A 20,740-nucleotide genomic window follows, 5' to 3' on the forward strand; every position below is an offset into this window, starting at 1 on the left:
GCCATTCGCATCGTGGATGAATGGAGGCAGCTCATGAAGCACGCGATCCGTCATATTCACTTCGTGGGCGTCGGCGGCTCGGGCATGAGCGGCATTGCCGAAGTGCTGCTGAACCTGGGCTACAAGATCACCGGCTCCGACCTGTCCGACAGCGTCACGCTGCGCCGGCTTGCGGGCCTGGGCATCGGCACCTTCGTGGGCCATGCGGCCGCGCACATCGCAGGGGCCGACGCGGTCGTCACCTCCACCGCCGTGCAGGCGGACAACCCCGAGGTGCTGGCCGCGCGCGAGAAGCGCATTCCGGTGGTGCCGCGCGCGCTGATGCTGGCCGAGCTGATGCGCCTGAAGCAGGGCATCGCCATTGCCGGTACGCACGGCAAGACCACCACCACCAGCCTGGTGGCGAGCGTGCTCGACGCCGCCGGCCTGGACCCGACCTTCGTGATCGGCGGGCGCCTGAACAGCGCCGGCGCCAACGCGCAGCTCGGCAGCGGCGACTACATCGTGGTCGAGGCCGACGAGTCGGACGCGTCGTTCCTGAACCTGCTGCCCGTGATGGCGGTGGTCACGAACATCGACGCCGACCACATGGAAACCTACGGGCACGACTTCGCGAAGCTGAAGAAGGCCTTCGTCGACTTCCTGCACCGCATGCCGTTCTACGGCGTGGCCATTCTGTGCACCGACGACCCGGCGGTGCGCGACATCGTGGCCGACGTGACCTGCCCGGTCACCAGCTACGGCTTCGGCGAGGACGCCCAGGTGCGCGCCATCGACGTGCGCGCCGTCGGCGGCCAGATGCACTTCACCGCGCAACGCCGCAACGGCGTGACGCTGCCCGACCTGCCCATCGTGCTGAACCTGCCGGGCGAGCACAACGTGCGCAACGCGCTGTCGGTGATCGCCGTGGCGGTCGAGCTCGGCATTGCCGACGAGGCGGTGCAGCGCGGGCTGGCCGGCTTCAAGGGCGTGGGCCGCCGCTTCCAGAGCTACGGCGACGTGGCGGTGCAGGGTCATGAAGAGGGTGCCGCGGGCACCTTCACCGTGATCGACGACTACGGTCACCACCCGGTCGAAATGGCCGCGACCATCGCCGCCGCGCGTGGCGCGTTCCCGGGCCGCCGGCTGGTGCTGGCGTTCCAGCCGCACCGCTACACCCGCACGCGCGACTGCTTCGAAGACTTCGTGAAGGTCATCGGCGCGGCCGACTCGGTGCTGCTCGGCGAGGTCTATGCCGCCGGCGAGGCGCCCATCGTGGCGGCCGACGGCCGCACGCTGGCGCGCGCCCTGCGCGTGGCCGGCAAGGTCGAGCCGGTGTTCGTCGACGACATCGCCGACATGCCGCGCGCCATTCTCGACAACGCCCGCCCGGGCGACGTGGTGCTCTCCATGGGCGCCGGCTCCATCGGCGCGGTGCCGGGCAAGGTCGTCGAACTCGCCGCGGCGCTGTCCGCCACGGCTTCCACATTGCAGCGCGACACGCGCAAAGAGGGGGGCGCATGAGCCTTCAGGATCCCGCACGCTTCGGCAAGGTTGCCGTTCTGTTCGGCGGCAGTTCCGCCGAACGCGAAGTTTCATTGATGTCGGGCACCGGCGTGCTCGAAGCCCTGCGTTCGCGCGGTGTAGACGCGCATGCCTTCGACCCGTCGCAGCGCGAGTTGACCGAGCTCAAGCGCGAAGGCTTCGCGCGCTGCTTCGTCGCACTGCACGGCCGCCACGGCGAAGACGGCACCGTGCAGGGCGCGCTGGAGCTGCTCGGCATTCCCTACACCGGCTCGGGCGTGATGGCCTCCAGCGTGGCCATGGACAAGGTCATGACCAAGCGCATCTGGCAGGCCGACGGCCTGCCGACGCCCAAGTACGTGCGCCTGGCCTTCGACCAGCAAAGCCGCGAGCAGGTGATGGCCGTGCCCGACGTGCTGGGACTGCCGCTGATCGTGAAGCCGCCGCGCGAGGGCTCGTCCATCGGCGTGACCAAGGTCGAGGGCTACTCGCAGATGCAGGACGCGGTCACGCTGTCCGCCAGGTACGACGCCGACGTGCTTTGCGAGGAATTCATCGACGGCGAGGAAGTGACCTGCGCCGTGCTCGGCCACGGGCTGGACGCGCGCGCGTTGCCGGTGGTGCGCATCGCCGCGCCCGAAGGCGCCTACGACTACCAGAACAAGTACTTCACCGACGTCGTGCAGTACCAGTGCCCGAGCGGCCTGTCCGACGCCGAGGAGCACGAGATCCAGCGCATCACGCTGGCCGCGTACCGCACGCTCGGCTGCCGCGGCTGGGGCCGCGCCGACGTGATGATCCGCGCCAGCGACCGCAAGCCGTTCCTGCTGGAGATGAACACCTCGCCCGGCATGACCAGCCATTCGCTGGTGCCGATGTCCGCGCGCGCCGCGGGCATCGCCTACGAAGACCTGTGCCTGCGCGTGCTGGCATCGGCCGCGCTCGACGCAACGGGAGGCTCGCAATAGCCATGGCCGACAGCAGTCCCGCGCCCTTCGACGTCAAGCTCATGAACATCGTCGCGAACATTGCGTTCGTGATGGTGACGCTCATGCTGCTGGCGGCGGGCGCCTGGTGGGTGCTGCGCCAACCGTTCTTCCCGCTGGCCGGCATCAAGGTGGACGGCGAGGTCACGCACAACAACGCGGTGACCTTGCGTGCCAACGTGGCACCGCAGCTGAACGGCAACTTCTTCACCATCGACCTGGCGCGTGCGCGCACCGCCTTCGAGTCGGTGCCCTGGGTGCGCAGCGCGGTGGTGCGCCGCGAGTTCCCTAACAAGCTGCACGTGACGCTGACCGAGCAGGTGCCGGTGGCCACGTGGGGCGACGACGCGGGCTCCAAGCTCATCAACGGCTTCGGCGACGTGTTCGAGGCCAACGTGGCCGAGGTGGACGACAACCTGCCGCGCCTGGACGGCCCTGTCGAACAGGCCGGCCAGGTGCTGGGCATGTACCGCGTGCTGCAACCGCAGTTCCAGCCCTATGACCTCGCCATCGACGAGCTCACGCTGTCGAGCCGGGGCAGCTGGAAGGTGGTGCTGGACAGCGGTGCCGAGCTCGAGCTCGGCCGGGGCCAGAGCGAGGAGGTGACGGCCAGGCTGCAGCGGTTCCTGAAGACCGTGACCCAGGTCGCGGCGCAGTACCGCCGCACGATGGTCGATGTCGAAGGCGCCGATCTGCGCCACAACGACGCGTATGCATTGCGGCTGCGCGGCGTCACCACGGTCTCGGCAGAGGCCCCAAGAAAAATCAAGTAGCGAACACCGAGGAATCGAGGACATATCAATGCCCAAAGAATACAAAGACCTGGTCGTAGGACTGGACATCGGCACCGCCAAGGTCATGGTGGTGGTGGCCGAGGTGCTGCCCGGTGGCGAGCTCAAGCTGGCCGGCCTGGGCATTGCGCCGAGCAACGGCCTGAAGCGGGGCGTGGTGGTGAACATCGACGCCACGGTGCAGAGCATCCAGCAGGCCTTGAAGGAGGCCGAGCTGATGGCCGACTGCAAGATCAGCCGCGTCTACACGGGCATCACCGGCAGCCACATCCGCGGCATCAACTCCAGCGGCATGGTGGCGGTGAAGGACAAGGAAGTGACGCCCGCCGACGTGGCCCGCGTGGTGGAGACGGCGCGCGCCATCAACATCTCGAGCGACCAGCGCCTGCTGCTGGTGGAGCCGCAGGAGTTCGTGATCGACGGGCAGGACGTGAAGGAGCCGATCGGCATGAGCGGCATGCGCCTGGAGGCCAAGGTGCACATCGTGACCGGCGCGCAGAGCGCGGCAGAGAACATCATCAAGTGCGTGCGCCGCTGCGGCCTCGAAGTCGACCAGCTGATGCTGAACCCGCTGGCCTCGAGCCAGGCGGTGCTGACGGAGGACGAGCGCGAACTGGGCGTGGTGCTGGTGGACATCGGCGCAGGCACCACCGACGTGGCGATCTTCACCAACGGCGCGATCCGCCACACGGCCGTGATTCCGATCGCGGGCGACCTGATCACGAGCGACATCGCGATGGCGCTGCGCACGCCGACCAAGGACGCGGAGGACATCAAGGTCGAGAGCGGCTATGCCAAGCAGCTGCTGGCCGACCCCGACCAGCAGGTCGAAGTGCCGGGCCTGGGCGACCGCGGCCCGCGCATGCTGAGCAAGCAGGCGCTGGCCGGTGTGATCGAGCCGCGCATCGAAGAAATTTTCTCGCTCGTGCAGCAGGTGGTGCGCGAGTCGGGCTACGAAGAAGTGCTGTCGTCGGGCGTGGTGCTCACGGGCGGCAGCGCGGTGATGCCGGGCATGGTCGAGCTCGGTGAAGACATCTTCTTGAAACCTGTGCGCAGGGGCATCCCGAAGTATTCCAGCGCGTTGTCCGACATGGTGGCGCAGCCTCGCGCCGCTACAGTCATGGGCCTTCTGGAAGAGGCACGTTTCGCACGCATGCGCGGCTTCAAGGTCGCGCAGAAGAATGGGTCGGTAAAGACTGCATTCGGACGTTTCAAAGACTTCATCGTGGGGAATTTCTAGCCATGATCAAGTCTCCACTGTGGCTCGCACGCGGAAGCCCCCCTTTGCATTTCAATGAGCGATGGCGACGCACAGGTCCACCATCGTGACGCTCGCACGTTGATCTCGTCACGGCACAAGAATATTCACAGATACATAACGGCAACTGCAAGATTCAAGGAGTTAAAAATGACCATCGAAATGATCGAAGTCGAAGAGTTCAATCAAGGCACGCAGATCAAGGTGATCGGTGTTGGCGGTGGCGGCGGCAATGCGGTCGCCCACATGATGGAGCGTGGCGTGCAGGGCGTTCAGTTCGTCTGCGCGAACACCGACGCGCAGGCACTGCAACGCAGCAACGCGCACAAGATCATCCAGCTCGGCACCAGCGGCCTGGGCGCCGGCAGCAAGCCCGACAAGGGCCGTGAAGCGGCCGAGCTCGCGGTGGACGACATTCGCGCGGCCATCGACGGCGCGCACATGCTGTTCATCACCGCCGGCATGGGCGGCGGCACCGGCACCGGCGCGGCGCCCGTGATCGCACGCGTCGCCAAGGAAATGGGCATCCTCACCGTGGGTGTGGTGACCAAGCCCTTCGACTGGGAAGGCGGCCGCCGCATGACCAACGCCGACGCCGGCCTGACCGAGCTCGAAGCCAATGTCGACTCGCTGATCGTGGTGCTCAACGAGAAGCTGCTCGACGTGCTGGGTGAAGACATCACGCAGGACGAAGCCTTCGCGCATGCCAACGACGTGCTGAAGAACGCCGTGGGCGGCATCTCGGAAATCATCAACGAGTACGGCGGCGTGAACGTCGACTTCGAAGACGTGCGCACCGTGATGGGCGAACCCGGCAAGGCCATGATGGGCACGGCCGCCGCAGCCGGTCCGGACCGCGCGCGCATCGCTGCCGAACAGGCCGTGGCCTGCCCGCTGCTGGAAGGCATCGACCTGTCGGGCGCCAAGGGCGTGCTGGTGCTGGTGACGGCATCGAAGGGCTCGCTGAAGCTGAACGAGTCGAAGCTGGCGATGAACACCATCCGCGCCTACGCTTCGCCCGATGCGCACGTGATCTACGGCGCCGCCTACGACGAGAGCCTGGGCGACGAAATGCGCGTGACCGTGGTGGCCACGGGCCTCTCGCGCGCGGAAGCCCGCCGCCAGGCCCCGACGCTGGAAGTGATCCGCACCGGCACCGACAACATCCCGTTCACCGTGCCCACGCTCGGTGGCATGGGTCACGCCGGCAGCGGCGGCAACGGCGGCCACCAGCCGAACTACGACGGCATGGCCGTTCCCAGCGTGTGGCGCACCAACCGCACGATGGCCGCAGCCAAGGTCGACGCGCTGTCTTCGGGCGGCATGGACGACTTCGAGATTCCGGCGTTCCTGCGCCGCCAGGCCGACTGAGCCTGGCTCGCCCCCAGGCTGCGTTTACTTCGTGCCGCTTCGCCACCCCCTGCCGGGGATGCGCGAAGCGGCCTACCTGACGCAGAGGGCACGAGGGATCGCAAGGGGTGCGGGGACGACCTGAAAGGGACGTCTGCCGGCTCTAGGCGCTGCGTTCATCTCGTGCCCTTTGCGTCCATTTGCCTGGATTGCATAGAACCCATGTCTATCGGTGCCATAGCCAGGGGCATAGGGCGCCACGCCGGTGGCGCGCCTAAAATCCCCGGCGTGCTGCAACAACGAACCCTCAAGTCGATCAGCCGCGCCGTCGGCGTGGGGCTTCACAGCGGGCAACGCGTGGAACTGACCCTGCGTCCGGCCCCGGCCGACACCGGCATCGTGTTCCGCCGCGTCGACCTGCCCGAACCGGTCGAGATCCGCATGACCGCCGAGGCGGTCACCGACACGCGCCTGGCGTCCACCGTCTCCGAGGGCGGCGCCAAGGTGCAAACGGTCGAACACCTAATGTCCGCCTGCGCGGGCCTGGGCATCGACAACCTCTACATCGACATCACGGCCGACGAAGTGCCGATCCTCGACGGGTCGGCTTCGTCCTTCGTGTTCCTGCTGCAAAGCGCGGGCATCGCGCTGCAGAAGGCGCCGCGCCGCTTCATCCGCGTGACCCGCAAGGTCGAGGTGCGCGAAGGCGAAGGCGCCAACGCGAAGTGGGCGAGCCTGGAGCCGTACCACGGCTTCAAGCTGGCCTTCGAGATCGACTTCGACCACCGCGTGGTCAATTCGACCGGCCAGCGTGTGGAGTTCGACCTGGGCACCGATTCGTACAGCCGCGACATCGCACGCGCGCGCACCTTTGGCTTCACCAAGGAAGTCGAGTACATGCGCAGCAAGGGCCTCGCGCTCGGCGGCGGGCTGGACAACGCCATCGTGATGGACGACACCAAGGTGCTCAATGCCGGCGGCCTGCGCTACGACGACGAGTTCGTGAAGCACAAGATCCTCGACGCCATGGGTGACCTGTACGTGGTCGGCAAGCCGCTGCTGGCGGCCTACACCGCGTTCCGCTCGGGCCATGCGCTGAACAACAAGCTGCTGCGCGAACTGCTCTCGCACAGCGACGCCTACGAAGTCGTGACCTTCGACGACGAGAAGCGCGCACCGCGCGGCTTCAACGAAGTCGCTCGCGCCTGGTAGGGCGCGCTTCCCCCATGCTTCTTTTCCGCTGGGCCATCCTGTTCCTTTTGCTGGTGGCGGGCGTGTCGTTCGCGTTCTACGCGGGCACGGGGCAGGTCAAGTACGGGCGCTTCGGCTGGATCGTGCTCAAGTGGACGCTGCTGGCCGCGTTCGGCTTCTTCGCGGTGCTGATCGCCGAACGCGTGGCCTGAAGGTTTTCGGGCCTCGCGCGACGCGACCGCTCAGCGCGAACGCCCTTGCCGGTAGGTGCCGGCATGCGTCTTCGACAATTCAGCTGCCTGCGCGAGCCGCGCCATCGAACGGCCCACCTGCGCATGCGTGATGGCGATGCCCAGCGCGTCCGCCGCGTCGGCGCCTGGAACCCCGGGCAGGTCGAGCAGGCGCCGCACCATCTCCTGCACCTGCGCCTTGGCGGCGCCGCCGTGGCCGGCCACGGCCTTCTTCATCTGCAGCGCGGTGTACTCGGCCACCGACAGGTTGTTCGTGACCAGTGCCGTCACGCAGGCGCCGCGTGCCTGCCCCAGCAACAGCGTCGACTGCGGGTTGACGTTCACGAAGATGATCTCCACCGCCGACGCATCGGGCTGGTAGCGCGCGGTGATCTCCGCGATGCCGTCGAACAGCACCTTCAGGCGTGCCGGAAGGTTGCCGCTGCCCAGGTGACGGGTGCTGATGGTGCCGCTGGCCACGTAGCGCAGCGCATGGCCGTCCGCGTCGACCACGCCGAAGCCGGTGGTCTGCAAGCCGGGGTCGATGCCAAGAATGCGCATGAAAGGAAACGTAAAGGCCTAAGCCCGGGTAAAGAGAGGCCAAAGAGGTGCGAAGCCACGCGGGAAAGTCGTGCGATCGCGGGCAGAATCCGAGCCGATTCGGACCGTCCGCCCCGCTTCTCGCAGGGCGCGCCACACAAGGAAGCGAATGTGAATGTAGTCGAGTCCTCCGCGCAGCGGCAACTGGACGAAGCCCGGGCCCTTCTCGAACGCGCGCACGACCCCGCCGAACGCGCCGCCGCCCACTTCAGGCAAGCCGAATTGCTCGATGAACTGGGCCGTCGCGGCGAGGCGCTGGCCGCCTGCAGCCGGCTGCTCGAGGAGTTCGCAGGCCAGCCCGCGCATGGCGTGGTGGTGCCGTGCTGCCAGGCGTTGCGCCTGCTGGCGCACATGCTGCGCCAGATGCACCGCCCCGCCGATGCGCTGACCACGCTCGACCGCCTGGTGGCCGCGCACGGGCACCGCAGCGAACCCGAGATCCGCGCGCACATCGCCGACGCGCTGTTCCAGCGCACCTGGCTCATCGACGAGCCCGCGGCCCGCTGCGCGGCGTGCGATGCCATGGGCGAGCTGCTCGACGCGCAGCCCGACACCGTGCTCGACGCGTGGCGCGTGGAAGCCCGGTTGCTGAAGGCCGACACCGAACACCACCGCGGCATGCCGCAGGACGCACTGGCCACGCTGGACGCCGCCATCGAGCGCTTCGACGCCAGCACCGACCCTGGCGTGGTGCTGCGCGTGGCGCGGGCGCGCCTGGCCTCGGTGCTGAACCTGCGCGAGCTGGCGCAGCACACCCAGGCCCAGGTGGTGTGCCTGCAGGTGGCCGACCAGATCGAGGCCGGGCTTGCCGATGCGGCGCCCGAACTGCGCGCCGAGGGCGTGCGTGCATTGACCCTGTTCTTCGACGGGCTGGGCCTCGACGAGCAGGCGCGGCGTGCCGAGCTCGTCGGCTGGCTGCTCGAGCGTTATGGCCGCGATGCGTCGTCGCAGGTGCGCCGCATGGCGGCCGTGCGCGCCTACGACTGGGCCGTGGGGCTGCGCGACCAGGGCGACGGCGCGGCGGCGCTGGACGCATGCGACCGGTTGCTCGCCACCTTCGCCGGCGACACCGATGCCGCGGTGCGGCGCACGCTGGCGAGCGCGGCGCTCAACAAGGGTTTCGTGCTGCTCGAGCTGCTGGGCCGGGCAGACGATGCGCTTGCGGCGTACGAGCAGCTCATGATCGACCTGCGCAATGCCGGCACCTCCGAGCTGCAGGACATGCTGGGCAAGGCCACGTCGGGCCGAGCGGCGTGCCTGAGGCGGCTGCGCCGCACGGGCCCGGCCGATGCCGGCGAGCTGTCCGCCGAGCTGCGCGACGAGGTCCGTGACAAGGTGAGGCAGGGCCGCAAGCACGGCGATGCGGGCGAGTCGCTGGAGGCTGTCGCGCGCTTCGACGAGGTGATTGCCGCGCATGGCGCATCGAGCCACCCCGAGTTGCGCCGTCAATGCGCGCGGGCGCTGGTGCACAAGGCGTTCTGCCTGATCGCACTCGAGCGCTTCGCCGAGGTCGTGGCCGCCGCCGACGCCATGGACGCCAGCTACGGCGCCGATGCCTCGGCGGCCATGCAGGAGCAGGTGGCGCTGTGCCTGCAGTACAAGAGCACGGCGCTGGACCGCCTGGGCCAGCGCGACGAAGAGATGCGGGTGCACGACCAGATCGTCGCGCGCTGGGGCAACTCCGAGCTGCCCGACCTGCGCGCGCGCGTGGCCGGTGCGCTGTTCCGCAAGGGCGCCGCCTTGCGCCAGGCCGGGCGGCTCGCCGAAGCCGTCGCCTGCTACGACGAGGTGGTCACGCGCACCGCCGTGGCCCGCGAGGGCGCGCTGCAGTTGTGGGCGGCCAAGTCGATGATCAACAAGGCCAAGGTGCTGAAGAAGCTCGGCGACCCGGCGGGGCAGGCCAAGGCCTACCGCGTGCTCATCGCGCGCTTCGGCGAGTCGGGCGATGCGGCGCTGCGCGAGCGCGTGGTCAACGCCTGCGAATGGCTGGCCGAGGCGGAAGGGCAACAGGGGCGGGTGGAGGCGCAGCGCACGGCGCTCCAGCTGGCCTTGGGCCGCTTCGGCACGGCCTTGTCCGCGGAGCAGCGCACGCGCATGTCGCGCGAACTGCAGGCCGTGAAGGCCAAGGCCCTGGGCCGCATGGCGAAGCAGGCCTTCGACCGTGTGGTGCGCCGCAAGGCCTGAGCTTCGGCGCAGACGATCAAGTCGTCTTCTGCTGAATGCCGCGGAACCGGCCTTGCCGGGCCGCAGGTATTGCCCCCTGCAAGCTGCAAGGTGGGGGCCGTCTACGCGTTGAAGTACCAGCGAATGGAGTGGAAGAAGATGGGTGCGGCGAAGCACAGCGCGTCGACCCGGTCGAGCAGGCCGTTCGCACCGGTCACGCCCACGCCCTTCTTGCCCCAGTTGGGAATGCCCCGGTCGCGCTTGAGGGCCTTCATCACCAGGTGCCCCATCGACCCCGCGATGCAGGCGATGACCGATACCGCGAGCGCCTGGCCGAACTTGAACGGCGTGATGAACGAGAACAGCGCGCCCACTAGGCTGGCCACCACGATGCCGATGCCCCAGCTGGTCCAGTTGAAGCTGCGGCTCACGTTGGGCGCGAAGGGCGCGCGCTGCGTGCGGCGCGAGATCAGGTGCTGCACCAGCACCGAGGTCTGCACCACGAACACCAGGAAGAACACGAGGAACGCGCTCTTGCCCTCGTAGCCCGGAAAGCTCAGCAGCAGCAGCGCCGGCACATGGCTCATGCCGTAGACGCAGACCATGATGCCCCACTGCAGCTTGGCGTTGCGCTCGAGGAAATGGCTGGCATCGTTCGACAGCGCGCTGGCCACCGGAATGGCCAGGAACACGTAGACCGGAATGAACACGGTGAACAGGTCGAAGCGTGCCGTGGCCACCAGCCAGAACTGGATCGGCAGCACCACGAAGAACGCGAGGATCAGGCTGCGGTGGTCGCCGCGCCGCGTGGGCGAGAGCGTGATGAACTCGCGCAGCGCGAAGAAGGAAATCAGCGCGAACAGCACCGTGGCCACGGTCTCGCCGAGCGCCCAGCCGACCCAGAAGATGATCACCATGAACCACGTCGTGCCCAGCAGGGCGCGGAAGTGCGCCAGCTCGGCTTGCCAGGTGGCGTCGTGCACGGGGTTGCGGCGCTCCCTGAAGGTCAGGAAGAAGGCCGTGGTGCTCACGATCACGAGCACGCCGAAGACGATGAGGAAAAGGGCCGCGACCTGCTGGGTCGGGGTGAGGTTGCGCAAAAACTGGTTCATGTCAGACGTCGCGCAATGCGATCACGGCTGCACGCGCGCGATCGAGGAAGGGTCGGCGCTCTTCGCCGTCTTCCACGCGAAGCGGCGCGCCGAAGGTCACGGAGCAAAGAATGGGCACCGGCACGATCTCGCCCTTGGGCATGACGCGCTGCACGTTGTCGATCCAGGCCGGCACCAGCACCACGTCGGGGAACATCGTCGCGAGCGCGTAGAGGCCCGACTTGAACTTCTGCGGCTCGCCGGTGTGGCCGCGCGTGCCTTCGGGAAAGATGATGATCGAGTCGCCGCTGCGCAACGCTTCGATGAGCGGGGCCAAGGGGTCGGGGGCGGGCGGTGCCTCGGCCGCTGGCGGCTCGGGCTGCGCTGGCATGGCCGGTGGTTCAGGCGCGCGCGGTGGCGGAGGTGGCGGGGCGGGAAGGTCGAGCCGGCCCTGCACGTCGTTCACGACTTCCATGGGCGTGTCCGCGAAGGGCAGCGACATCGGAAGCAGCGGCTCCATCGACGGCTCGATGCGCTCGGCGGGCGGCGCCGCGACGGCACGTGGCGGGGGGGGTGGCGGTGGTGGCGGTGGGACTTCTGCCGCTGCCGCTGCAGCGGGAGCCGCTGGCGCCGTTGCGGCGCGCTCCACATACACCGCGTTGAACACTTCCGTGGTGATCCAGCGCTTGAACGGCGTGTTGGCCCAGTAGTCGCGTGCCGCGATCGGCCGCGTGATGCTGCGCAGTTCCTCGGGCAGTGCCGCCCAGATCATCACGAGGTCGGCGTGGCTCTGGTGGTTGGCGAAATAGATGCGTTGCTCGGCCTTCGGTGGACACCCGTACCAGCGCGCTTGCGCGCCTGTGAGCAACCGGACGATTCCCAGCAACAACCAACCTGTGAGCTTAGCCAGCATATGGGCGCGATGATACGGGCCATGCGATGGCGTTTCGATCCTCTTTCTCTGGCATGGGCGGTGGCCCTTTTCATCTTGCTCGTGCTGCTGGCCACCGTCGGCGCGCGATGGGGCTGGGTGCGCAGCTTCTTCGGCGACGTGCTGGCCGTGGTGTGGGTCTACTTCGTGTTCAAGACGGCAATCGGCGCGCGCGTGTGGCCACTGGCGCTGGCCGCGCTGGGCGTGGGTTGCGCCGTCGAACTCGGGCAGTACCTGGCATCGGTGTGGCACCTGCGCATTTCGAACCGCGCGCTGCGCATCGTGCTCGGCAGCACGGCCGACTGGTGGGACGTGGCGGCCTACGTGATCGGCTTTGCGGCGGTGCTGGCGCTCGAAGGCCTGCGCGATTTGATCAGGGCAGCTCGGCCGAGGACATCCGCGCCATGACGGTCGACGCCCGAGCGCTCAGGTAGGGCGAACCTGGCCGGCGCTCGAAGAACTTGGGGCTCGGCAGCATCACCGCGAGGCGCGCGGCCTCGTTGGCGCTCAGGCGCGACGCGGGCTTCCTGAAGTAGTACTGCGACGCCGCTTCGGCGCCGAACACGCCTTCGCCCCACTCGACGTTGTTGAGGTACAGCTCCAGGATGCGCTGCTTGCCGAGAAACACCTCGAGCAGCGTGGCGAGCACCAGCTCCTGCCCCTTGCGCAGCATGGTGCGCTCGCCCGACAGCAGCAGGTTCTTGGCGAGCTGCTGCGTGATGGTGGAGCCGCCGCGCAGGCGCACCGGCTGCACCGGCCTGCCGCGCGCCAGCCCGCGCGCGGTGCGCTTGGCGGCCAGCTCCTCGGCCTTGGCGTTGCGCTGGCGCGCGCGCTCGATGGCCTCCCACTCCACGCCGTTGTGGTCGACGAAACCGGCATCCTCGCTCGCGATGATGGCGCGCTTGAGCGTGTCGTTGATCTGCGCGTAGGGCACCCACTCCTGCCGCCAGCCCGCGCCGCGGCCCTGGTGAATGGCGATCTGCCAGGCCTCGGAACGCTGGAAGGCGGTGCTCTGCGGATCGACCACGGCCATCGTGGCGATGCGCACCACGAAGAACAGCTCGAGCGCCACGCCCGCCACCACGAGGCAGGCGATCAGGCGCAGCACGGCCTTCATGGTTTCGCCTGGACGGGTGTGAGCGATGCGCGCACTTCCGCCAGCACCTGCGCCGACGGCGGGCGCACGCCGCGCCAGATCTCGAAGGCCTCGGCCGCCTGCTCGACCAGCATGCCGAGCCCGTCGCGCGCGACCGCACCGTGCGTCTCGGCCCACGCCATGAAGCCCGCGGCCGCCGGGCCGTACATCATGTCGACCGCGAGCCCGCCGGCACGCAGCACGCGTGCGTTCACCGGCACCGCATCGCCCGCGAGGCTGGAGGCCGTGGCGTTGACCACCACGTCGAAGCTGCCCGGCACCTCGTCGAGCGCCCAGGCTTCCAGCGCGGCGCCGTGGCGCAGCGCGATGGCCGCATGACGGCGCACCAGCGCCACGGCCTTGCCGACCGTGCGGTTGGCCACCACGACGCGCGACGCGCCGGCGTCAAGCAGCGGGCCCAGCACGCCGGCGGCCGCGCCGCCTGCGCCGATCAGCAGCAGCGACTTGCCCTTCAGCGGCACCGCGGCGTTGTGCACGATGTCGTTGACCAGGCCGATGCCGTCGGTGTTGTCCGCGTGGATGCTGCCGTCGTCCGCGAAGCGCAGCGTGTTCACCGCCTGCGCGAGCGAGGCGCGTTCGCTGACGTGCTGCGCGAGCGCGGCGGCGTCGAACTTGAAGGGCACGGTGACGTTGCAGCCGCGCGCGGTGTCGCCGCGCTCGGCGGCCTCCCGGCGGAAGGCCGCGATGCCTTCGGCGAAGGCGCCGAGGGGCACCAGCCGCCGCCCGTAGTCCATCTGCTGGCCGCAGAGTTCGGCAAAGCGCGCGTGGATGCGCGGCGAGCGGCTGTGCTCGACCGGGTTGCCCACTACACAGTACAGGTCCATGGCCTTGTCTCCGCTGCCGCCGGTGGCGTTGTCTTGTTGTGTTGACGGGGTTACTGGGACGAGAGCTCGATGGTCTCGTCGCGCGTGAACTTGAAGCGCGACTGCAGCACGATCTGGTCGCTCTGCTTGCGCATGGCGTCGGTGAACTTGCCGAAGTTGCCCACGCTGCGCACGATGGCCTGCGCGCGTCGGTCGAGCGTGACGTCGCCGGAGCTTTCGTCGACGGCGGTGTCGAGCACCTTGCCGTCGAAGTTGACGGTGATGGTCATCTTCAGCTCGCCGTAGAGCTTCTTGCCGGCGGCCGAAGGAAAGTTCTCGGTGCCCTTCAGCTCGATGCGGCGGCGCAGCGTGTCCACGTAGATCGCGTAAGCCGCTTCCCGCGTGGCGGGGCTCAGGTAGCGTTTCTTGGGGCGCGCGTTTTCCTCGTTCACGCGGCGCTCGATCTCGGCGACCAGCTCGACCATCTGGCGACGCTTTTCCTCGCGCGCTGCGGCCTCGGTCGGCTCGCCCGCGCTGCGCGGATCGGGCACCGGCATGGCGGCCAGTTCGCGCTTGATCTGCGCGAGCATCTGCATCTGCTGGGCCTGCAGCGCCTCGACCTGGCGGCGCGAATCCTCGAACGAATCGCCCATGGCGGTGAAGCTCGACGGCGGCAGCGGGCTGGTCGCGCGGCCCCTGTCGAGGTCGCCGCCGCCCGCGAGCGAGGTCTGCGCCATCACGCGCGCGTTCGCATCGGGCTTGTCGTTGGTCTTGCTGTTGACCAGGATCACTTCGAGCGGCGTTTCGCTGAAGACCTTGTTGAACGACTCGGGGTCGACGAAGCGCACCGCGAGCAGCGCGGCGTGCGCAATGACCGACACGCCCAGAGCGATCTGCAGCGTGCTGAGGTCCTTGAAGTTCATTGCTAGAAACTCCTCCAGGGGCGCATTTCTCCGGACGAACCGCCGGCGTTCATGCGGGCGTGTTTTCGGGCGCGGCCTCGTTGTCCGTCAGATCGACGGCAATGGCGATCGGGCCTGCGACCACTTCGTCGTCGTCACCCTCTTCGTCGGCAGCCGCATCGGCCGCGTCGGTTTGAGGCGCGTCGAGGCGTTCGAGCACCATGCCGGACACGTCGAGCGCGATCTCGTCGATCTCGCCGAGCTTCACGCGCAGGCGCGCGCCGCGCTCCTGCTGGCCGGCCACGGGGAACACCAGCGGCAGCGTCTCGGCGCGCACCAGCGCGCCGTTGGGCAGGTCCTTGATGACGGTGGCTTCCAGCTCGGTGATGCCCTGCTGCTGCAGGTACTTCAGCGTCCAGAAGCGCTCCATGCCGCCCTGGTAGGCGTTGTAGGTCGCGTAGGCCGCATCGAAGCCCGAGAGGATCGAGAACAGGTCGGCGTCCTTCGGCTTGAACGGCGCGGCCAGCGCGGCGGTCTTGCCGTGGCGCGCAGCCGCGATGATCTGCCACTGGTTCACCAGGTCGGTGTAGCGGCGCAGGGGCGAGGTGCTCCAGGCGTAGCTCTTCACGCCCAGGCCCGCATGCGGCAGCGCGCGCGTGCCCATGCGCACCTTGATGCCGGGCGCCAGGCTGGCCTGGCTGCGGTAGAGGCCGGGCACGCCGAGTTCGCCCAGCCAGCTGCCCCAGGTGCTGTTGGCCAGGATCATGGCCTCGGACACGATCAGGTCGAGCGGCGCGCCGCGCTGGCGCGTGCCGATCTGCACCTGCTCGTTGCCGACCGGCTCCTTGCCGTCGTTGCCCACGAGGCGGAAGTTGTAGTCGGGCCGGTTGAAGTTCTCGGGCTTGCCGCGCGCCACTTCGCGCTGCGCCTTCAGCTGCTTCGCCAGGCGGAACAGGAAGGAGAGCGGGGCGCGCAGCTTGGCCGCGGCGTCGGGCGTGTTGTCGCTCTGGAAGGAGGCGTCTTCGAGCCAGGGCTGCGTGACGACGGCATCGAGCTGGTCGTGGCGCAGGTTGGCCACGATCGGCACGCGCTCCAGCTTGGTTTCGGTGCCCTGCAACTCGAGCGTGGCTTCGTCGAAACGCGCATAGAGCGACACGGCCGGGCGGTCGCCGCCTTCGAGCAGCGTGTAGGTGTCGACCACCTCGTCGGGCAGCATCGTGATCTTGTAGCCGGGCATGTAGACCGTCGACATGCGCGCACGCGCCACGTTGTCGATGGCGCTGCCGGGCGTGAGCGCCAGGGCCGGCGCCGCGATGTGGATGCCGACGGTGACGGTGCCTGTGCCCAGGCCCTGCACGGACAGCGCATCGTCGATTTCGGTGGTCTGCGAATCGTCGATCGAGAAGGCCTCGACGCCGGTGGCGACGGGCAGTTCGTCCACGATGGCCGGTGCCGCGAGCGCGGGAAAGCCGGTGCCCTTGGGGAAGTTCTCGAACAGGAAGCGGCGCCAGTGGAACTGGTAGGGCGAGTCGATGGCGCCGGCGCGTTCCAGCAGGTCGAGCGGGGCGCGCTGCGTGGCGCGCGAGGCGTCGACCACGGCCTTGTATTCGGGGGCGTTCTTGTCGGGCTTGAACAGGATCTTGAAGAGCTGCTCGCGGATCTGCGGCGGGCACACGCCCTCGGCCAGCTGCCCGGCCCATTCGACGATCTGCGCCTGCACGGCCTTTTTTTTCTCGATGGCGGCCAGCGCCTGCTGCACGATCTCGGCCGGCGCTTTCTTGAAACGCCCCTTGCCCGCGCGGCGGAAGTAATGCGGCGCCTCGAACAGCGCGAACAATGCCGCGGCCTGCTGTGCGAGCGACGGCTTGTCGCTGAAATAGTCGGCCGCGAGATCGGCAAAGCCGAATTCCCCCTCGGCTGCGAATTCCCAGGCGAGGTCCAGGTCCATGGTGGCGGCGAGCGTGCGCGCCTCGGCGATCAGCTCGGCGGGCGACGGTTTTTCGAACCGAAGCACGATGTTGGCGCTCTTGACCTTGACGCGCTTGCCCGTGTCGAGCTCGACCTGCGCCGACGCTTCGGCCTCCGACAGTACGCGGCCGCCGAGGTACTTGCCGGCTTCTTCAAACAATACAAACATGGGCGGGATTCTCCCACGCAGGAGGGAGGCCGCCCGCCCCCGCCGTGTTCAGACGGGGTTGATGAACGCCATCACGTCGTCGAGATGGGCTTTCTCGAAATCCGACAGGGCGTGGTCGCTGCCTTCGAGCAGCTTGATGTTGCTGTCGGGATAGCGCGCGGACATTTCGTGCCAGTCGAGCGCCTCGTCGCCCTTGGCGATGATCGCGAAGACGCGCTCGGGCCGCGTGAGCTGGCCGACTTCCATCGCGCGCAGCTCGTGGATGTACTCGGGACGGAAGTAGAAGTGCTCGGACGGGTCGTGCCACACGGTCTGGTCGCCGATGTAGCGTGTGAGGTCGCGCGCTGGATGCACCGCGGGGTTGAGCAGCACGGCGCGGCAGCGCGTCATGCCGGCCACGTAGGTGGCGTAGAAGCCGCCGAGCGACGAGCCGACCACCGCCATCGACTTGCGCGGCCAGTGCGCGATGCCCTTCATCACCAGGTCGATCGCGTCGTGCGGCGACGGCGGCAGTTGGGGGCACCACCAATGCAGATCCGGGTGGCGCTGCGCCACCCGCTCGGCCATGATTCGAGCCTTGGTCGAACGGGGCGAAGAGCGAAAGCCGTGCAGGTACAACAGGTGAGTGGTTTGCGGATCCATGCGAGGAAAAAAGGGTGGGTGCCGACGTAGCTCCTCACTTGCGGGAAGCGGGTAATTTTGCATGAGGTCTGTTCTCGCGAGGCCGCTTCCAACGTACAAAAACCCCGCTGTGCGGGGTTCTTCGGTAAAGACACAGCTTACCGTTGCCAGGGGTGCTTGGGCGTCCTGCATGCACCCTTGTCAGGTGTTTTGCATGCGAGGAATTCAAAAGTATTCAGAGCACAGCCATGGAAGCTACGAATGGTCTACGTTCGGACTACTTCGTCTGCGCAGAGCCCGGCATGTGCGGGTGTGCCATTGCGCTGCTCAGGCTGCTGAAAGCGGCGCAAGTGTCGTGGCGAGGCTGGCTGTGCGCATCCCATGAACGGGTGAGGCTCGCCGGGATGTGCGGTGTACAGCGCGGCTTATGCTTGCACCCATGAACACCGAGACCCAGCACGACGCCACGCCACGCCGCTGGGGCGTGCTCGTTGTCGAAGACGACAGCCGCGCGCGCGCATTCTTCGAAGCCAGTGTGCAGCGCAGCCCGCGGCTTTACTGGCTCGGCAGCGCCGGAACGGTGCAGGAGGCGCTGGCCTGGTTGGCCCATACGGCCACGATTCCCGATGTGCTGCTGGTCGACCTCGGCATGCCCGACGGCACCGGGCTGGACGTGATCCGCGACGCCGTGACGCGTTTTCCAGGCTGCGAGCCGCTGGTGGTGTCGGTCTTTGGCGACGAGGAGAACGTGCTCGCGAGCATCGAGGCCGGTGCTGTCGGCTACATCCACAAGGACGCCGCGCCGGAGGACATCGCGCAGACCATCGTGGAGATGAAGGCCGGCGCCTCGCCGATCTCGCCCATGATCGCGCGCCGCGTGCTGGCCAAGTACCGCAGCCTGCAGTCGGCCGCCTTGCCTGGCGCATCCGCCGCCGTGGCGGGCGCCGCCCTCGAGGCGGCTTCCGAGGAGTCCGACCGCGGGTTGCTTTCGGCGCGCGAGCACGAGGTGCTCACGCTCATCGCTCGCGGCTTCTCCTATGCGGAAATCGCGCGGCTCAAGGGTCTGAGCGTGCACACGGTGCAGACCCACATCAAGAACCTCTACGGCAAGCTCGCGGTGCACTCCAAGAGCGAGGCGGTGTTCGAAGCGACGCGGCTCGGCCTGCTGTCCCATCCGGGCTGAGGCCAGATGCGGCCGAGGCTGGTGTCGCTGCTGGTGCTGTGGCTGGCGCTGCTCGTGGCCGGCTGTCCGGGCGTCGCGACTGCGGCGGAAACGCCTGTCGAGTTGCGCCGCGGTACCGTGACCACCGTGGTCGACGGCGTCATCCGCACCGAGCCGGTCGATCTGTCCTACCACTGGGACCGCCGACACCACGGGCGCCCCGGGTTTGCGCGATTCGACCTGCCGTTCAGGCTCGATGCCGCGCCCGAGACGCCGTGGGGCATCTTCATTCCGCGCGTCGGCAATGTCTTCGAGGTGCAGCTCAACGGGGCGCTGTTGCAGGTCTACGGCGACCCGGAACGCGGCAACGACGCCGACTATGCCAAGGCGCCGATCTATGTGCCCGTGCCCGGGCGGTTGCTCAAGCAGGGCGACAACCTCCTGCAGATCCGCCTGCGCGCCGACACCGCGCGGCGCGCCGGCCTGTCGCGCGTGGTGATCGGCCCGGCGGCGCCGGTGCGAACCGAACTTTTCGAGAGCGCGTATGCGTGGCGCTTCACCGGCTCGGTGCTGCTGACCGCCTTCAGCCTGGTCGTGGGCGGTATCGCGCTGGGGCTGTGGCTCACGCAGGTCGACGCCCAGGGCAACGGCGCAAGCCGGCGCGACGGCATCTACCTTTGGGCCGCGCTGGCCGAGTTCTGCTGGGCGGTGCGCGTGGCCGACGGCGTGATCGCAGAGCCGCCGCTGCCCTGGGGCGTCTGGGGCGTGCTCATGGCGGCCTGTTATGCAGGCTGGACCGCCTCGGCCATGATGTTCTGTTTTCACCTCTCGGGATGGGCCCGCGAGCCGCGCCTGCAATGGCTGCGCTGGCCCCTGTCCGCGCTGGTGGCCGGCACCGTGGCGGCGAGTTCGCTGGCGTTGCGGCGCGAAGAGCCGCTTTGGCTCACCGGCTGGCTCGCCGTGGAGATCGTGTTCGTCGCAGGCTTCGTGGGTGCGTTCCTGGTGGCCACGGTGCGCCGGCCGGGCACCGAGCAATGGCTGGTGGCCGGCGCGGCGCTGGTGTCGGTGGCTTTCGGCGTGCGCGACTGGCTGGTGATCCGGCTGAGCGACGCCTATGGCGAAACCACGTGGGTGCGCTATTCGTCGGTGTTCTTCGGTGTGGCGCTGCTGCTCATCGTGCTGCGGCGCTTCCACGCCGCAACGGTCCAGACGCGCGGCTGGGTCACCGCGCTGGGCGACCGCGTGGCACAGCGCGAGCGTGAACTGGCGGCCACCTATGCGGAGCTCGAGGCGGTGGCGCGTGACCAGGCGCGCACCCACGAGCGCGAACGCATCCTGCGCGACATGCACGACGGCGTGGGTTCGCACATCAGTTCGGCCATCCGGCAATTGCAGTCGGGCCAGACCAGTTCGGGCGACCTGCTGCGCACGCTGCGCGATTCGCTCGACCAGCTCAAGCTGTCGATCGACTCCATCCACCTGCCCCCGGGCGACGTGGGCGCCCTGCTGGCGGCGGCGCGCTACCGGCTGGAACCCCGGCTGGCGGGGGCGGGCATCGCGCTCGAATGGGCGGTGGACGAGCTGGCGCCGGTGGCGCGGCTCGACGCGCAGGCCATGCGACAGCTGCAGTTCCTGCTGTTCGAGGCGATCTCGAACGTACTGCAGCACGCCCAGGCCAGCGTGCTGCGCATCGAGGCCGGCATGCAGGGCGCAACGCTGCTGTTGCGCGTGATCGACAACGGCAAGGGCTTCGACGCAGCGCTCGCGCCGCGGGCGCTATCGGAGCGCGCGGGGGCCATCGGCGCCCGGCTGGCGGTCGAAAGCCGACCGGGGCGCACGGTCGTTCAACTCACTTTCGATTGAGT

19 protein-coding genes are annotated in these 20,740 nt (G+C 68.5%); 11 read left to right on the forward strand and 8 right to left on the reverse strand.

Annotation, left to right across the window (positions count from 1 at the left end; translation table 11 throughout):
* The first annotated feature begins 33 nt into the window (after positions 1 to 33).
* The 7 genes from murC (at position 34) to AC0IYU_RS19500 (ending at position 7,291) form a co-directional block, all read left to right on the forward strand.
* A complete protein-coding gene (murC, locus tag AC0IYU_RS19470) occupies positions 34 to 1,503 on the forward strand; it encodes a UDP-N-acetylmuramate--L-alanine ligase (protein WP_472120224.1) in 1,470 nt (489 codons plus the stop codon).
* Complete coding sequence (locus AC0IYU_RS19475; RefSeq protein WP_435441252.1) at positions 1,500 to 2,471, forward strand: D-alanine--D-alanine ligase; 972 nt, start codon at positions 1,500 to 1,502, stop codon at positions 2,469 to 2,471. The genes murC and AC0IYU_RS19475 overlap by 4 nt, the downstream gene beginning before the upstream one ends.
* Before the next feature lie 2 nt (positions 2,472 to 2,473).
* Positions 2,474 to 3,262 (forward strand): cell division protein FtsQ/DivIB, encoded by a 789-nt coding sequence (locus tag AC0IYU_RS19480; protein WP_472120226.1) that lies wholly within the window; start codon positions 2,474 to 2,476, stop codon positions 3,260 to 3,262.
* 28 nt (positions 3,263 to 3,290) lie between these two features.
* Positions 3,291 to 4,520, forward strand: coding sequence for a cell division protein FtsA (ftsA, locus tag AC0IYU_RS19485; protein WP_013539446.1), 1,230 nt, complete (start codon positions 3,291 to 3,293; stop codon positions 4,518 to 4,520).
* A gap of 168 nt (positions 4,521 to 4,688) precedes the next feature.
* Positions 4,689 to 5,909 carry a cell division protein FtsZ gene (gene ftsZ, locus AC0IYU_RS19490; RefSeq protein WP_435441254.1) on the forward strand — a complete coding sequence of 407 codons (1,221 nt, stop codon included), beginning with the start codon at positions 4,689 to 4,691 and terminating at the stop codon, positions 5,907 to 5,909.
* A 267-nt stretch (positions 5,910 to 6,176) separates the two neighbouring features.
* Positions 6,177 to 7,100, forward strand: coding sequence for a UDP-3-O-acyl-N-acetylglucosamine deacetylase (gene lpxC, locus AC0IYU_RS19495; protein ID WP_472120228.1), 924 nt, complete (start codon positions 6,177 to 6,179; stop codon positions 7,098 to 7,100).
* A 14-nt stretch (positions 7,101 to 7,114) separates the two neighbouring features.
* Positions 7,115 to 7,291 (forward strand): hypothetical protein, encoded by a 177-nt coding sequence (locus AC0IYU_RS19500; protein WP_472120229.1) that lies wholly within the window; start codon positions 7,115 to 7,117, stop codon positions 7,289 to 7,291.
* Positions 7,292 to 7,321: 30 nt separating this feature from the next.
* Here AC0IYU_RS19500 and ruvC read toward each other — a convergent pair whose 3' ends face one another.
* A complete protein-coding gene (gene ruvC, locus AC0IYU_RS19505) occupies positions 7,322 to 7,870 on the reverse strand; it encodes a crossover junction endodeoxyribonuclease RuvC (RefSeq protein WP_435445100.1) in 549 nt (182 codons plus the stop codon).
* A gap of 150 nt (positions 7,871 to 8,020) precedes the next feature.
* Here ruvC and AC0IYU_RS19510 point away from each other — a divergent pair, with 150 nt between their 5' ends.
* A complete protein-coding gene (locus tag AC0IYU_RS19510) occupies positions 8,021 to 10,093 on the forward strand; it encodes an ATP-binding protein (RefSeq protein ID WP_472120231.1) in 2,073 nt (690 codons plus the stop codon).
* A 101-nt stretch (positions 10,094 to 10,194) separates the two neighbouring features.
* Here AC0IYU_RS19510 and AC0IYU_RS19515 read toward each other — a convergent pair whose 3' ends face one another.
* Both AC0IYU_RS19515 and AC0IYU_RS19520 read right to left on the reverse strand, forming a co-directional pair.
* Positions 10,195 to 11,184, reverse strand: a complete 990-nt coding sequence (locus AC0IYU_RS19515; RefSeq protein WP_435486221.1) for a phosphatidate cytidylyltransferase — start codon at positions 11,182 to 11,184, stop codon at positions 10,195 to 10,197.
* A gap of 1 nt (position 11,185) precedes the next feature.
* The gene (locus AC0IYU_RS19520) at positions 11,186 to 12,076 is read right to left on the reverse strand and encodes a 1-acyl-sn-glycerol-3-phosphate acyltransferase (protein WP_472120233.1); all 891 of its coding nucleotides are present in this window, start codon (positions 12,074 to 12,076) and stop codon (positions 11,186 to 11,188) included.
* A gap of 9 nt (positions 12,077 to 12,085) precedes the next feature.
* Here AC0IYU_RS19520 and AC0IYU_RS19525 point away from each other — a divergent pair, with 9 nt between their 5' ends.
* A complete protein-coding gene (locus AC0IYU_RS19525) occupies positions 12,086 to 12,502 on the forward strand; it encodes a ribosomal maturation YjgA family protein (protein ID WP_472120235.1) in 417 nt (138 codons plus the stop codon).
* Here AC0IYU_RS19525 and AC0IYU_RS19530 read toward each other — a convergent pair.
* Genes AC0IYU_RS19530 through AC0IYU_RS19550 form a run of 5 tightly spaced genes read right to left on the reverse strand, consistent with a single transcriptional unit; the run spans position 12,468 to position 17,734 of the window.
* The gene (locus tag AC0IYU_RS19530; RefSeq protein ID WP_472120237.1) at positions 12,468 to 13,211 is read right to left on the reverse strand and encodes a transglycosylase domain-containing protein; all 744 of its coding nucleotides are present in this window, start codon (positions 13,209 to 13,211) and stop codon (positions 12,468 to 12,470) included. The two genes, AC0IYU_RS19525 and AC0IYU_RS19530, sit on opposite strands and share 35 nt — an antisense overlap.
* Positions 13,208 to 14,074, reverse strand: coding sequence for a shikimate dehydrogenase (gene aroE / locus AC0IYU_RS19535; protein WP_472120239.1), 867 nt, complete (start codon positions 14,072 to 14,074; stop codon positions 13,208 to 13,210). Before aroE ends, AC0IYU_RS19530 begins: the two co-directional genes overlap by 4 nt.
* A gap of 50 nt (positions 14,075 to 14,124) precedes the next feature.
* A complete protein-coding gene (locus AC0IYU_RS19540; protein WP_435441263.1) occupies positions 14,125 to 14,976 on the reverse strand; it encodes an energy transducer TonB in 852 nt (283 codons plus the stop codon).
* Positions 14,977 to 15,025: 49 nt separating this feature from the next.
* Positions 15,026 to 17,092, reverse strand: coding sequence for a ribonuclease catalytic domain-containing protein (locus tag AC0IYU_RS19545; protein WP_472120241.1), 2,067 nt, complete (start codon positions 17,090 to 17,092; stop codon positions 15,026 to 15,028).
* 48 nt (positions 17,093 to 17,140) lie between these two features.
* A complete protein-coding gene (locus AC0IYU_RS19550; RefSeq protein ID WP_472120243.1) occupies positions 17,141 to 17,734 on the reverse strand; it encodes a YqiA/YcfP family alpha/beta fold hydrolase in 594 nt (197 codons plus the stop codon).
* A gap of 406 nt (positions 17,735 to 18,140) precedes the next feature.
* Between AC0IYU_RS19550 and AC0IYU_RS19555 the strand changes: the two genes are divergently transcribed.
* Together AC0IYU_RS19555 and AC0IYU_RS19560 are read left to right on the forward strand one after the other, a co-directional pair.
* On the forward strand, positions 18,141 to 18,896 hold the full coding sequence (locus tag AC0IYU_RS19555) for a response regulator (RefSeq protein WP_472120244.1): 756 nt from the start codon (positions 18,141 to 18,143) through the stop codon (positions 18,894 to 18,896).
* A gap of 6 nt (positions 18,897 to 18,902) precedes the next feature.
* Positions 18,903 to 20,738 carry a sensor histidine kinase gene (locus tag AC0IYU_RS19560; RefSeq protein WP_472120246.1) on the forward strand — a complete coding sequence of 612 codons (1,836 nt, stop codon included), beginning with the start codon at positions 18,903 to 18,905 and terminating at the stop codon, positions 20,736 to 20,738.
* The last annotated feature ends 2 nt before the right edge of the window (positions 20,739 to 20,740 follow it).

The organism is Variovorax sp. AC103, from assembly GCF_979254005.1.

What these genes read in the sequence shown, in the direction of transcription:
- murC (WP_472120224.1), top strand. Translation starts at nt 34, where the DNA reads ATGAAGCACGCGATCCGTCATATTCACTTCGTGGGCGTCGGCGGCTCG.
- AC0IYU_RS19475 (WP_435441252.1), top strand. Translation starts at nt 1,500, where the DNA reads ATGAGCCTTCAGGATCCCGCACGCTTCGGCAAGGTTGCCGTTCTGTTC.
- AC0IYU_RS19480 (WP_472120226.1), top strand. Translation starts at nt 2,474, where the DNA reads ATGGCCGACAGCAGTCCCGCGCCCTTCGACGTCAAGCTCATGAACATC.
- ftsA (WP_013539446.1), top strand. Translation starts at nt 3,291, where the DNA reads ATGCCCAAAGAATACAAAGACCTGGTCGTAGGACTGGACATCGGCACC.
- ftsZ (WP_435441254.1), top strand. Translation starts at nt 4,689, where the DNA reads ATGACCATCGAAATGATCGAAGTCGAAGAGTTCAATCAAGGCACGCAG.
- AC0IYU_RS19500 (WP_472120229.1), top strand. Translation starts at nt 7,115, where the DNA reads ATGCTTCTTTTCCGCTGGGCCATCCTGTTCCTTTTGCTGGTGGCGGGC.
- ruvC (WP_435445100.1), bottom strand. Translation starts at nt 7,870, where the DNA reads ATGCGCATTCTTGGCATCGACCCCGGCTTGCAGACCACCGGCTTCGGC.
- AC0IYU_RS19515 (WP_435486221.1), bottom strand. Translation starts at nt 11,184, where the DNA reads ATGAACCAGTTTTTGCGCAACCTCACCCCGACCCAGCAGGTCGCGGCC.
- AC0IYU_RS19520 (WP_472120233.1), bottom strand. Translation starts at nt 12,076, where the DNA reads ATGCTGGCTAAGCTCACAGGTTGGTTGTTGCTGGGAATCGTCCGGTTG.
- AC0IYU_RS19525 (WP_472120235.1), top strand. Translation starts at nt 12,086, where the DNA reads ATGATACGGGCCATGCGATGGCGTTTCGATCCTCTTTCTCTGGCATGG.
- AC0IYU_RS19530 (WP_472120237.1), bottom strand. Translation starts at nt 13,211, where the DNA reads ATGAAGGCCGTGCTGCGCCTGATCGCCTGCCTCGTGGTGGCGGGCGTG.
- aroE (WP_472120239.1), bottom strand. Translation starts at nt 14,074, where the DNA reads ATGGACCTGTACTGTGTAGTGGGCAACCCGGTCGAGCACAGCCGCTCG.
- AC0IYU_RS19540 (WP_435441263.1), bottom strand. Translation starts at nt 14,976, where the DNA reads ATGAACTTCAAGGACCTCAGCACGCTGCAGATCGCTCTGGGCGTGTCG.
- AC0IYU_RS19545 (WP_472120241.1), bottom strand. Translation starts at nt 17,092, where the DNA reads ATGTTTGTATTGTTTGAAGAAGCCGGCAAGTACCTCGGCGGCCGCGTA.
- AC0IYU_RS19550 (WP_472120243.1), bottom strand. Translation starts at nt 17,734, where the DNA reads ATGGATCCGCAAACCACTCACCTGTTGTACCTGCACGGCTTTCGCTCT.
- AC0IYU_RS19555 (WP_472120244.1), top strand. Translation starts at nt 18,141, where the DNA reads ATGCTTGCACCCATGAACACCGAGACCCAGCACGACGCCACGCCACGC.
- AC0IYU_RS19560 (WP_472120246.1), top strand. Translation starts at nt 18,903, where the DNA reads ATGCGGCCGAGGCTGGTGTCGCTGCTGGTGCTGTGGCTGGCGCTGCTC.